This is a genomic window from Corynebacterium neomassiliense, assembly GCF_900626215.1.
GTDB lineage: Bacteria > Actinomycetota > Actinomycetes > Mycobacteriales > Mycobacteriaceae > Corynebacterium > Corynebacterium neomassiliense.
Window position 1 is genome coordinate 2,148,705 of record NZ_LR131106.1, and the last position, 12,504, is coordinate 2,161,208.

At 61.4% G+C, this 12,504-nt stretch carries 6 protein-coding genes and 2 pseudogenes; 4 read left to right on the forward strand and 4 right to left on the reverse strand.

Going from position 1 to position 12,504, the window contains the following annotated elements:
• Positions 1 to 1,320: 1,320 nt before the first annotated feature.
• Positions 1,321 to 1,536, reverse strand: a complete 216-nt coding sequence (gene tatA, locus E0E18_RS09480) for a Sec-independent protein translocase subunit TatA (protein ID WP_078057289.1) — start codon at positions 1,534 to 1,536, stop codon at positions 1,321 to 1,323.
• A 954-nt stretch (positions 1,537 to 2,490) separates the two neighbouring features.
• Between tatA and E0E18_RS09485 the strand changes: the two genes are divergently transcribed.
• The 3 genes and pseudogenes from E0E18_RS09485 (at position 2,491) to E0E18_RS09495 (ending at position 6,984) form a co-directional block, all read left to right on the forward strand.
• Positions 2,491 to 4,611 (forward strand): MMPL family transporter, encoded by a 2,121-nt coding sequence (locus E0E18_RS09485; protein ID WP_130840482.1) that lies wholly within the window; start codon positions 2,491 to 2,493, stop codon positions 4,609 to 4,611.
• Between the two features lie 269 nt (positions 4,612 to 4,880).
• A pseudogene (locus E0E18_RS14570) lies at positions 4,881 to 6,225 on the forward strand (transposase).
• Positions 6,226 to 6,525: 300 nt separating this feature from the next.
• Positions 6,526 to 6,984 carry a gluzincin family metallopeptidase gene (locus tag E0E18_RS09495; RefSeq protein ID WP_130840484.1) on the forward strand — a complete coding sequence of 153 codons (459 nt, stop codon included), beginning with the start codon at positions 6,526 to 6,528 and terminating at the stop codon, positions 6,982 to 6,984.
• Here the strand turns inward: E0E18_RS09495 and E0E18_RS09500 are convergent.
• Together E0E18_RS09500 and E0E18_RS09505 are read right to left on the reverse strand one after the other, a co-directional pair.
• Positions 6,960 to 8,274, reverse strand: a pseudogene (locus E0E18_RS09500) (ISL3 family transposase). The gene E0E18_RS09495 and the pseudogene E0E18_RS09500 sit on opposite strands and share 25 nt — an antisense overlap.
• Before the next feature lie 244 nt (positions 8,275 to 8,518).
• Positions 8,519 to 9,738 (reverse strand): IS3 family transposase gene (locus E0E18_RS09505; RefSeq protein ID WP_130839360.1). Its coding sequence is split into 2 segments (ribosomal slippage): positions 8,519 to 9,468 and positions 9,468 to 9,738, totalling 1,221 coding nucleotides; the frame shifts between segments, so codons are not numbered across the junction.
• A gap of 919 nt (positions 9,739 to 10,657) precedes the next feature.
• Between E0E18_RS09505 and E0E18_RS14015 the strand changes: the two genes are divergently transcribed.
• Positions 10,658 to 10,981 carry a hypothetical protein gene (locus E0E18_RS14015; RefSeq protein ID WP_202616717.1) on the forward strand — a complete coding sequence of 108 codons (324 nt, stop codon included), beginning with the start codon at positions 10,658 to 10,660 and terminating at the stop codon, positions 10,979 to 10,981.
• A 37-nt stretch (positions 10,982 to 11,018) separates the two neighbouring features.
• On the opposite strand, the gene E0E18_RS09515 is transcribed toward E0E18_RS14015, so the two are convergent.
• Positions 11,019 to 12,503 carry an aldehyde dehydrogenase family protein gene (locus tag E0E18_RS09515; protein ID WP_130840486.1) on the reverse strand — a complete coding sequence of 495 codons (1,485 nt, stop codon included), beginning with the start codon at positions 12,501 to 12,503 and terminating at the stop codon, positions 11,019 to 11,021.
• Position 12,504 lies beyond the last annotated feature (1 nt).

Genomic DNA, 12,504 nt, shown 5'->3' on the forward strand with positions numbered 1-12,504 from the left:
TGGTGCGGCGGCCGCCGAGATCTACACTATGTTCTTGGTCGGCAGCGTCAGGTGTGTATAGGAGGCAGGGGGGTCCTGTGGGAAGGGGGGAGTGGAGGTCATGAAACGTCTCATTTCGTGTGGGTGACCGTCGTCACAGACGTCCGGTCCGGTCGGAAGGTCATGAAGTCAGGTGACCCGGGCAGCCGGCGACATGAACACCGGCCTGCCCGGAGTGTCCGTGGTGCTTGGTGGCGGTCGGAGGTCTGGTCTCTCCGTAGGACACGGTGAGCATCATGGCGCAGGCACCGGACACGGAAATCCCGTGTTCGAGTGTTACGGCGCAACCTGTTCGAACAGCGGCGTATCGGAGGGGTGGCGCCGTTGCGCGCAGCCTGGATGCGACCATCGGCGGGGCACATGACAGTGAAGGATGCGGAAAGCACCGTAGCTTCAGCTGGGGCTTCCTCCGGGCCATCTGGAGCAACGACTGCCTGCTGTCCAGGTTCAGGGCTACCACAGTGGTGTAGACGAGGGCGGTCTCTCAGGCGACCTGCACAACCAGAACACAGGATTCTCGAGGATGGTCCTCACGAGCCTTCCACGGTCAGAATTCTGGTTTCACTCAGCGGTCCCGGTTCGGTGAACGCCGAGTCGCAGAAGTCACGCCGATCGCGGTCAACGTCGCCCCGCCTAAAACTGCCACTCCGCTCATAACAAAACCCATCACTGCTGAGAGGAGATAAGTCCTTGTGAGGGTGCTCTCGATGCTAAGTATCTTGTGTGGGTCATTCTCTGACACATGCGCGAACGGGGTCCCGTCAGTTTCCTCCAGCAAATGTGTCTGGACCACCTCGGCCTGGGAGAATGCGCTTAAGGGGCCGTCCACTGGTTGGCCGGGGAAGAATCTCCCCTCCTGGGATACGATGATGTGCTGACTGGCGAGCTCTTCCCTCCAAGAGCCCCACCCTGCCACCCCCAGAGTGAGGATAACTGCACCAGCGAGTGCGACCATGGTGCCGACCACGGGGAACGGTGGACGGTCCGGTGAACTGTGATCAGACATGGGCAACCACGAACGGTCGGGTGAATTCTCGGAAGTCATGATCACGCACTTCTTGTGGATATCGTTTGGTTCGACTGGTGCAGGTTCTCGAAATGACCTAATTCATCGGACGCAACTTTCTTAATGTAAAAACCACATGGTGCCTCATTTTTTCTGCCGCAGCGGGAAACGATAGAAGAAAAATACTATTGGCGATGTTGTTGAAAAATCCACGAAAGAGCTGCATTCATAACCGCGACCATTGAGGGTTCATGCGATTTTTTGGTACCACCTGTCTAGGTCGTGTTCTGGTCAGTGGTGCGGTTCTTCTGGTCGGGTGATTCGCCGACCGACGTCGGCAGAGAATCTTTTTTCATCTCGGACATCTCTGACTTGAAGATGCGCATCGACCTGCCCAGGGACCGTGCCGTGTCCGGCAGGCGCGAGGAGCCGAATAACAAGATGAGAACGATAACCACTATGAGCAGGTGATATGGAGAGAGTGCGCCCATGGAGAACCCCTATGCGTAGACAAGATCGTTACCTCGGACCTTACGCTGTCAGCGGGAGTATCACACCCTCCGTGGCCAACTGCGTGGGGCAACGGGCAGCCGGGGGCAGGGACGGGACCGAGTGCGTCGGGGCCGGGCGGATCCGGTGACCGACGTGGAGCTCTTAATGTCGGCATCGTACGACCGCGCACACTCCGCCACCGTTGGGTGACAGTGATCTTCGTGGGTGAGGCACCGGTGGTGCGTCCCGGAGGGTGTAGAACGCAGAGATCAGGCACCGCTGACCTGGGGTAGTGGACCCGATTGCCACGGTACAGCTGTCCGGATGGTGTCCTCCAAGCTCGTTCACCGTCGCTGTACCCGCTCTGAAGTCTCTGCGAGTAGACCACCGTTGCTCGGGTCGATCAGCGAGGTGGTGGCCGGCGTGACCCTCGGCAGGAGTCTGTTCAGATTGGACTTCGCACTCGGCGTCACTGCGTCAGTGGTGTTCGTGAAAGGGAATGGCCGACACCCCGACGCAGAACGGAGTCAGGGTCCACCTGCGGTGGGCAATCGAACAAACACTATGGGAGCACAATCCTCTGTCTGACTCTCACGGACGTGTGCTGGCAGGATTGCGGGGGACGGGCGGCCCGTCATCACCGCGGTGGAGCGTGGAGCCTGCAGGGGGCAGGTACAGGGAACCTCGTACGTGGCGGGCATCCGGGCGATCGCTCCGGGCGGCTACGGATCCGTTCGGACACGGCTTCGGATGAGTCTGAAGTCGCCGGGGGTCGACGACCGTCGGAGCAGGCTCAGGGACCGCCGGGGACCCGCCCGAGCGCTGCCGGTAACCTCGGTGGTCCGCTCGCAGTCGCAGCATTCATCGCGCTCCGACCTGGTGTGGTTCTGCCCCCGTAGAAGCTGTTTCTGGCATTCTTGTGGAACAGCATCGTCAGCGTAGGAGAGTGCACGATGTCAGAAGCTCCGCCAGTCAGCTCCTACAGGAACCGTGTTCTTGCCGGACTAATCATCCTGCTGTGGCTGAGTGTGGCCGCTCTAGGAGGGCCAAGGTTCGGTGACATAGGCGATGTCGCCACTAATGACCAGTCCTCCTTCCTTCCTGAGTCGGCTGAATCAACCGTGGTCAGCGAGAGGCTGGGGGACTTTCAAGACTCCAGATCGGCACCTGCGATAGTTGTGGTCACTTCGGACACCGACGGGGGCAGGGTCAACGCCGATTCACTGGGCGACATCCCCGCCCAGATTGCGGCCGCAGTGGACAGGGGTACCGACACGTCCGGTACAGAGGTGAGTCCCGCGATACCGTCAGAGGACGGTCAGGCGGCGCAGATCGTTGTCGTTCCCCCTGAGTCTGCGGCGTCGGCAGACGCCGTTGAAGTGCTTCGTGCCCAAATGGGATCACTTCTGCCCGAGGGGCTGCAGGCACAGGTGACCGGACCTGCGGGGTTCAGTGCAGATCTCGCGGAGGCCTTCTCCGGGATCGATGGGGTACTCCTTCTAGTGGCCGTAGCTTCTGTTCTTGTGATTCTCGTATTTGTCTACAGGTCTCCTTTTCTCCCACTTATAGTCCTGCTAAGTTCAATGGTCGCCCTGTGCGCTGCAGTTCTGGTCAACGTCGCGTTGGCCAGATCCGGAGCGGTGATGATCAACGGACAGATACAGGGAATCCTCTTCATACTTGTGATCGGTGCGGCCACTGACTACGGTCTGCTCTATACAGCGCGTTTTCGGGAGGAACTGGGCCGACACGCCGACTCCTGGACCGCAACTGCAGCAGCCATACGAGGAACCTGGCGACCAGTACTGGCTTCAGCAGCCACAGTGATTGCGGGTCTGCTATGCCTTCTCTTTTCGGATCTGGCATCAAACGCCGGCCTTGGTCCCGTGGCAGCCGTGGGGATAGCTGCAGCTTTCTTCACCTCGCTGACGTTCATTCCTGCCGTCCTCGGGCTGGCAGGAAGAAAAGCTTTCTGGCCGAAGGTACCCAGATGCACCGAACAAGATTTGGACACAAAAATAGAAATCTCTACTGAGTCAAGAAACATATGGTGGAGAATCGCTGATGTTGTGGAACGCGCTCCCCGCCGCATCGCTGCCGGGGTGGGTCTGCTGCTCGTCGCTGGCTGCGCGGGCCTGGTAGCTCTCGACGCGAATGGCGTCCCGACCAGTGACTACGTGATCGGGGACAGCGATGCCCGAGACGGGCAAACCACACTCGACACTCACTTCCCTGCAGGAACAGGTGCCCCGACCTACATTCTCGTTCCCCAGAAGTACAGTGAAACCGTCGGTGACGCGGTCGCCCGCCTGGATGGCGTCCAGTCTCTGGGTAGTGGGGACGAGTCAGACCATCCGGTGGTGGACGGACAGGTACTTCTTGAGGTCACCCTAGTTGACTCTCCGTACTCTGACGCTGCAGAAGACACTGTCCGGGAGATTCGGGACGCAGTGGGTGACTATGGTGCCAAGGTTGGGGGTACAACCGCCACGGAGCTGGATACGAAGGAGACTGCAGTCTCCGATCTGAACGTCATCATACCGGTGGTACTCCTCGTGATCACGGCCATGCTGGCCCTATTGCTCCGAGCAGTCGTGGCACCACTGGTGCTGTTGGTATCTACAGTGCTGAGCTTCGGAACAGCTCTGGGTATCGGTGCGGCAGTCTTTGTGCTTGTAGGTTTCAACGGCTCAGATCCTTCGGTGCCCCTGTACGCTTTCGTGTTTCTAGTAGCACTGGCGATAGACTACAATATCTTCCTGATGACCCGGGTCAGAGAAGAATCTATGGTGCATGGTACTCCCGCCGGTGTCCGTCGCGGTCTGGTCAGTACAGGCGGGGTGATCACCAGCGCGGGGATTGTCCTGGCGGCTACTTTCGCAGCACTGTTGGTCGTCCCGATCCAGTTCCTGGTGCAACTCGCGATTATTATTTCCGTGGGGGTGCTGATCGACACATTCCTTGTCCGTTCATTCTTGGTGCCAGCAGTCACGCAGATCCTCGGAGATCGTATCTGGTGGCCGTGGCATTTCGCTGCCACCAGCCCTCGTGATAGACAACCCGAACGGCAGTAGACCACCGTCCAGGCTACCTTTGACCTGGACATCTCACCCCACATTCTTTCCGTCAGAATTCGATCGCTATTCTGTACTCTCCGGCCGTAGAGTAAAAACGAACTGTTGAGTGTATGCTGCGTGGAAAAGTGGCTCTTCGTGTTTGGGAGTGCGTAGCTGAGCCGTGATGGGGATCCGGGGTGGGGCTCGGTGTGCCGACATGAAGAGGCCCTGGTCGGTACAGGATGAGAGTCACCACACCTTCATCTGAGGGGAACCAGGACCCTGCCGTGCACCCTACCGGCAACCTCGTCGCCGACACTTTTCACGCCGCACCGCAGAACTCGGCCCGACGATCACCGACGCCGCCGACGCGGGCACCCTCACCGTCATCAACGCCTGCCCGGTGGATGTGGTCGACGCCTGCCCGGGCTGTGCGATGCCTGGGGTGAAGTGGTTCCGCATCCGACGTCGACTCGTTGATCTGCCGGTCGTGGGTTTGCCCACCTGCCTGGACGTCCGAGGTTCCCGCTTAACCTGCACCGACCCCGCCTGCGGCAGGAAGATCTTCGAGACCTCCCTGCCGTGCGCCGACGACGGAGCGAAACTGACCCGCCGGGTGACCGGCTGGATCCTGCGACGCCTCGTCGTCGACAGGATGAGTGTCGCGGCGACCGTCAAGGCCCTCGGGGTGGGTTGGGCACTGGTCACCAACATCGCGGTCACCGCCGCCCGCGATGTTGTCTCCGCCGGTCCGTCGCACCTGGCCGGGGTGCGGATGCTCGGGGTTGCCGTGCACGTGCGGGAAGCGTACCCGCCGGCCCGGTGTGCCGTTGTCGATGGTCACCGTGCTGGTGGATCTGATCCCACTGGGCGACGGGTCAGGCCCGGCACGCCTGGTCGACATGCGGTCTTCGGCGCAGTGCGGACGTCTTGGACACCCGGGTGCAGGACCGTGAGTCGGACTTCCGGGACACCGTCGAGCTCGTGACGAGTGGCACCGGGTCACCGGAGACGGCCTCCGCCGTCGACCACGTCTTGCCGACCGCGCGGAAGGTCATGGGCTAGGTTCCATGTCGTCCACCTGACCGTAGCGAAACACACTGGGTGTCGGCAACGGTTGCGGTGTGAAACCACGTGGCCGGCGCGGGAGGAAGGATGATCTGTTGTGCAAGTACCGTCGGGCGTTGTTGGCCGGGTCGGGCTTCCTTACTGCGTGGGAGAGACAACGGCGGGAGCTGCTGTGGGACACCGATGATGTCTAGGTCGCGTTGCAGGTCACCTGGCAGTTTCTAGCAGGATCTGATCGGCGCGTACGGTCAGCCGGACAGGTCCCGGGGCAGGAAGCTGATGGGTCAGGTGGTCACCATGCTGGGTAAGGGGCTGTCTGCGGGGTTGGAGGGGTTGGTGCAGCTAGGCAGAGCTTTGTGGTGCGCAGAGCTTTGTGGTGCCGGCGGCTGGACATCGTCGCGTGATTCGACGTCGGGGTATCCGACGGGCTGGTCGAGGCCTGAATCAACGGAGGGTTGGAGCACCTGCGGGGTATCGGCCTGGGGTTCTTCGAACTTGGGTCACTACATGTTGCGGTCGATGATCCACTCAGGACAGTTGCAGGACCGGATCAACGCACTGTGAACTGCGAAGAGCCGGGAAAGTATTTGACAATTCTATACCAGGGTCGTGAAATGTCCCATACTCTGTGGCGACCGCGGTAATCATCCCTAGGCATGAGGCTATATCATCTCTGAGTACGACTCCCTATCACGCCGTTAGCGGGATAATGTGTGGGTGAACAGGACAAACAACTCCAAGTTTATGTGTCTTCCGACGGTGGGCAGGGCAGCGGCCGCCGCTTCTCTTGTATGTTCTCTCCTTATTGCGTCGTGTTCTGCTCCTCAAACTAATTACAGTGGAACAGATGATTTATTTCCGAGCATGGGGGACGAGAATATAGACATTGATAGCTATGCATTAAACCTAAAGTACCGTGAAAACGACAGATCAATTGTTGCCCGAGCACTACTTCAGGGAAGACTTACTAAGAGTAAAGTCGACAAAATAGAGCTGGACTTGCTTGGATTAACGGTAGATTCGGTGGTTGTAGATGGCGAGGAATCGGCCTTCTACAGGACTTCAAAAGATCGATATAATGCAAGCAAGCTGGTAATTACACCGAAAACACACCTGTCTGGTACCTTTACTCTGGATATTCGCTACCATGGGGTCCTCCGATCTATGATTGGCGCCGGTGGATCCCGAGAGGGATGGATGGATACACCTCACGGTTTCACAACGCTGAATCAACCAATTGGAGCCATGACGTTCGCGCCGGTAAATAATCTAGTATCAGATAAGTGGCTCTTCACGATTCACAGTGCGTTGATTCGGTCCTGAAGCTGTCCGGAGTGGATCAGTGACCTCAAGATGTAGTGGTCCAGGTTCCTGAAGCCCAGGGCGATGCCACGCAGATGCTCCAACCGGCCGTTGATGGCTTCGACCGGACCGTTGGACGCTCCGATGTCGAAGTACGCCAGGATGTCATCACGGCGGCTCCACAGTGTCCGGCCGAACTGTGCAAGCTCCTCCAGTCCGCTCGGCAGTCCCTTGCGCAGAGTGTTGATCAGGCGTTTCATCAACTTCTTTTCCTCGGTCCTGCGCGGATGCGAGTACGCGGCAATGACGTCCTGGTAGAAATCCCAGGTGACCTGCAGGGCGACGTAGTCGTCGTCGGTGTCCCACAGCAGCTCCAGGTGTTGTTTCTGCCGGTCGGTGAGATAATTCGTCCTGGTCAGCAGACTCCGGCGGTGCTTGTACAGCGGATCATCCTTCCTTCCGCGTCGCCCGGTGGTTTCCCTCTGCAGGCGTTGCCGACACCCGGTGAGCTTGTCGGCGGCCAAGTGCACGATGTGGAACGGATCCATGACCTTCCGCGCCGCCGGAAGGGCGTGGTCCACGGCCGTGGCATAGCCAGCGAACCCATCCATCGTCACCACCGACACCTGGTCACGGAACTGTTGGCCGCGTTGCTGCAGCCAGGTTCTCAGGACATCTGCGCTGCGCCGAAGGCCGCATGTCGATCAGCCGTGCCGGCCCGTGCCCATCGACCAGTGGAGTCAGGTCCACCAGCACCGTGACCATCGAGGAGGGCTCGCCGGGCCGGCGGGTGTGTTTCCACACGTGCTCGTCGACCCCGAGAATCCGCCCCCCGTCTAGATGCGCCGAGTCAGCGTAGACCAGATCACGGACGGCATCGACAGCAATCCTGTTGACCAGCTCCCAACCCACGCCCAGGGCTTTGGCGGTGGCGGACACGCTCATCCGATCGACCGCGAGGCATTGGAGGATCCAGCGGGTCACCCGGTGGGTGAGTTTTGCCCTGTCGTCAGCACAGGCCAGTGAGGGCTGGAAGATTCTCCTGGTGCACCGCGTGTTGGGACAGGTGAATCGTGGTACCCGGACGTGGAGTCGGGTGGGGAAACCTACGACCGGCAGGTCGACGAGTCGACGCTGAACATGATCCCGCTTCACCCCAGGCTCCCTGCAGTCCGGGCAGGAGTCGACCACCGCTACCGGGTCGGCGTCGATGATGGTGAAGGTGCCGGCGTCGGCAGCATCGGTAATTGTCAGGCCGAGTTCTGCGGTGCGGCAGATGGTATCGGCGACGAGGTTGCCAGTAGTGTGCATTGTAGGGTCCTGGTTCGGTCAGATGAAGGCTTCGCAACTCTCATCTTGTACCGGCCAGGGCCTCTACATGTTGTGCCACACCGGGTCCCACCCTTCAGCTATCTACGCACTCCAAACCGCGAAGAGCCGATTAACCCGCAGGGGTCTTATGTTCACCGAGTTGCGATCCACATCAGCGTGACCTACGTCTATGCTTTCACCGCCGCGATAGCTGTGGCCTTGCCCGCAAATCGTGGACAGGTAACTAAGCTGCCTCAGGTTCCTCAGCAGCAGGTTTGTTGAACAGATTCATTTCGAACTCCACCGGCGGCACATACCCCAGCGACGAGTGCAGCCGTCGTCGGTTGTAGACCACTTCAATCCAGCGGGCCACAGCCTGCCGAGCCTCGGCCCGCGTGTGCCAGGTGTACCGGTCGTAGAACTCGGTCTTCAGCGTCGCCCACACACTCTCGGCCATCGCATTGTCCCAACACACCCCGGTCCGGCCCATTGACTGCAGTACCTGCAGGTCCTGGCACACCCGGTGCATCTGTTCGCTGGTGAACTGGCACCCACGATCAGCGTGGAACACCACATCAACGGGCAGCTCACCGCGTATCGTGTGGGCCATACGCAGGGCTCGTTCCACCAGGTCAGTGTGCATGTGGGTGTCCATCGCCCAGCCGATGATCCGCCGGGAATGCGCGTCGGTGACCGCCGCCAGATACACCCAGCCTTCACCGGTGCGCAGATAGGTGATATCGGAAATCCAGCACCGGTCGAGCCCGCCTTTGTCCCAGCAACGTCGTGCCCGGTCGGGGATCGCGTGGGTGTTGACACCAGGCAGCGTGGTCACCGGGGAGAACTTCTTGGGACTGATCCCCTCCAAGCCCTGGCGCAGCATCGACTTCGCCACGGTCTTGCGGTCAACGACCGTCCCCTCACGAGCCAGCTGGGCATGCACCCGGGGAGCGCCGTAGACCTCGTCGGACTCGGTGAACACCGTCCGGACCTTCGCGTCGAGGTCGTCGCGCTCACGGCGTCTGGGCGATGGTTCTCTCGCTTGCCTGGCCGCCCAGGCATAGAACCCAGACCGGGACACTCCCAGCAGGCGGGCCATACGGGTGACCTCGTAATTCGCCTTCTCCTGCGCCATCAGTTCGAACCGTTCGTCGGTGGCTGCTTGGCAGCGAAGAAGGCTGCTGCTTTTCCCAGAAACTCATTGTCCTTGTGCAGATCAGCGACCTGGCGGCGCAGTCGTTTGAGTTCGGCGCGTTCATCCAGGTCCAGCTCACCGGTGGGTTCACCGGCGTCTTTAGCGCGTTCGGTGGCGACCCACTTGCCCAAGGTCTGGGCACCGACGCCGAGTTCGCGGGCGACTTCGGCGATGGTGCGTCCGGTGTCGATCACCAGTCGGGCGGCTTCGTGTTTGTATTCCGGGCTGAAGTTTCGCCGTGGTCGCCGGCCAGCGGTGTTGTCGGTCATGGTGACATCCTCTCGTGCGGGACGGATCCCGCTAAATCGGGTGTCCACTCAACGAGGGTAGGGCCACTGCCAATATAGGCAGAAGAGCGAGAGCGTGACTGCACTTGCCATCCTGACTAACCGTGAGATCTGCCGACGCACGAGCTTCGCCCAGCTGTTCGTCGACCGGGTAGCGGTGACGTGCCCGGCAGGTGCAGTACTGTCGGCCGGTCTCGATGAATTACAGTGAGGTTGACGCCCGTATCTCGCGGACAGCGAAGTACTCGGACTGTTTCCAAGTGTGCGGTACGTCAACGACAGTGCTCCTGGCGATGAACGGATTTGTCTGCGTGAGGCTTGAAGTTTCTGATTCAGACGAGATGGCGGCGATCTTTCTGTACTGGTGGTCTACAGTGGTAGCGTCAATTCTGCAATTACATCAGCAGAGGAGTCTCATTCGGCTGTAGGGTAGATGGACCTCCCCATGGTGGTCTCGGATAACACCAGGATCCGTGGTAAGTCCCCTGGGGGTTCGTGAATACCATGTCATATGAGCAGCTTCGTGGAGAGCAAATGTCGATGATGATCCGTGACTCGGTGTCCGTCGTGCTCGGTGCTGCTATTCGTGCTGAATGACCCCTCCCCAAGACTTTCTGATGGGCCTTCCTTCTCGACTTCTCGAACACACGCTCATCCTCGGCGTATCCTGTCCCCGCACGGTACGTCGACCACTTCTGACGCTCACTAAGAAGATCAGAGCAGGAGAGGTTCCGCCACGCCGGTGTCACTTTTCCCCCGTCACAGCCGCCATATTCTTCGCGTATTTTCCACGAGTTTTTTTGCGGGTGGGGCCGACTCCCGCCGCAGTCACTGACCCCTGTCCCCGGTACAGCGCCGAACTGACGGTCGTGGTGGGTGTTGGGCTGCCGGCGCGGTCGGCGTGTGTGCGGTCATCGGCGTCATTTTTACCGGCCTGCTGTATTTCGGCGCCTACCTTTTTGGTGAGAAGCTCGGAGCCCTGGCCGAGAGACAGGATTCTGGCCGGTGTGAGGCGGAGGGGCAGGGTCTGGTCTACGACAGGATCCACCGCACTGTCGCGGACGGGCAGTTCGTCCTCACGCACTCGGAAGGGTCAGTGGCCGGGGTGCGTCATTCCTATGCGGAGCTCTGGCATCTCAGTGACGGTGTGCTCACCGAGATGTGGGACGCCGTCACCGAGGTACCCGCCGATGCTGAGGCCCTGCACGACCACGGCATCTTCTGACCTGGTTTCCTGACCCCGCTCCCCGTGCCCCTGTGGGTTATTTTTTTACGGAGTAGAGGCGTTTGTTGACGAACTCGTCGATACCCAACGGGCCGAGTTCACGACCGTACCCGGAGCGTTTCACCCCGCCGAACGGCATCCCCTCAGTCTCCGGGGCGGACTGGTTGACCCCGGTCATCCCGGCGTCGAGTCCCTCGGCGAACGCCTCGGCCCGGCCCGGTTCCACCGCGAACACCGTCGACCCCAGCCCGTACTGGGTGTTGTTGGCCAGGGCCAGGGCCTCGGCGTCCGAACCTGCCCGGTACACGGTGACGACCGGGCCGAAGAACTCCTCGTAGTAGATCTGCGAACCCACCGGAATCCCGGTGACCACCGCCGGGGAGACGTAGAACCCGTCGGCGAACGCGCCGCCGACCCGGGTGCCGCCGACATGCACCGTCGCCCTGGCGGCGACGGCCCGGTCAAGCTGGTCGAGCAGGCCCTGCGCCGCCCGCTGCGACGGCAGCGGACCGTAGGCGCGCCCGGCGGTGTAGTCACTGATCTGCGCGGGATCGCGGGGGCTGAGCCCGGAGACGATGTCGACGGCGGCGTCGACGAACCGGTCGTAGATGTCGTCGGCGACGATGATGCGCTTGTTGGAGTTGCAGGCCTGTCCGGTGTTCTCCAGGCGTACGGCCACCGCGTCGGCGGCGGCGGCGTGCACGTCCGTGGTCGACAGGATGACGTAGGGGTCGGATCCGCCGAGTTCGAGGACGGCTTTGGTCAGCGCGGCGCCGGCCTGGGCGGCGATCGCGGCGCCGGCGCGTTCCGACCCGGTCAGTGACACCCCCTGGACCCGGGGGTCGTTGATGACGGTGCTGATCTGGTCGTGGGTGGCGAAGATGTTGGTGTACACCGCTTCGGGGTGGCCGGTGTCGCGTAGGGCCTGGTGGATGATCTTCTCGATGGCCAGGGCGCAGCCGGGGACGGATTCGGCGTGTTTGAGCACGATGGTGTTGCCGGCGACGAGGTTGGGGGCGACGAACCGGGCGATCTGGTAGTAGGGGTAGTTCCACGGCATGATGCCCAGCAGGACGCCGACGGGGCGGTGCTGGATGACGGTGCGGGAGGTGTCGGAGTCGTCGAGGACCCGGTCGGCGCAGAGGGAGGGGCCGTTGTCGGCGTAGTAGGTGAAGATGTCGGCGGAGAATTCCGCTTCGCCGACGGCTTCGCCGAGGGGATTGCCCATTTCGGCGGTGGCGGTGGCGGCGAGTTCCCGGGCGTGTCGGCGCAGCAGGTCGGCGATGCGGGCGGCCACGGCGGCGCGGTGGGTGACGGGGGTGGCCCGCCAGGTTGCTGCGGCTGCCGCGGCGGTGTCGAGGATGCCGGCCAGTTCGGTGTCGGTGAGGTGGGGGTAGGTGGCGGTGGTGGTGCCGGTGGCGGGGTTGACGGCCCGGTACACCGGCCCAGACGACGCAGACGGCCCAGACGACGCAGAGGCAGCGGAGGTGGTGGAGGCGGTGGAAGGGGAATGGGTGGTCATG

What these genes read in the sequence shown, in the direction of transcription:
- tatA (WP_078057289.1), bottom strand. Translation starts at nt 1,536, where the DNA reads ATGGGCGCACTCTCTCCATATCACCTGCTCATAGTGGTTATCGTTCTC.
- E0E18_RS09485 (WP_130840482.1), top strand. Translation starts at nt 2,491, where the DNA reads ATGTCAGAAGCTCCGCCAGTCAGCTCCTACAGGAACCGTGTTCTTGCC.
- E0E18_RS09495 (WP_130840484.1), top strand. Translation starts at nt 6,526, where the DNA reads ATGGGGGACGAGAATATAGACATTGATAGCTATGCATTAAACCTAAAG.
- E0E18_RS09515 (WP_130840486.1), bottom strand. Translation starts at nt 12,503, where the DNA reads ATGACCACCCATTCCCCTTCCACCGCCTCCACCACCTCCGCTGCCTCT.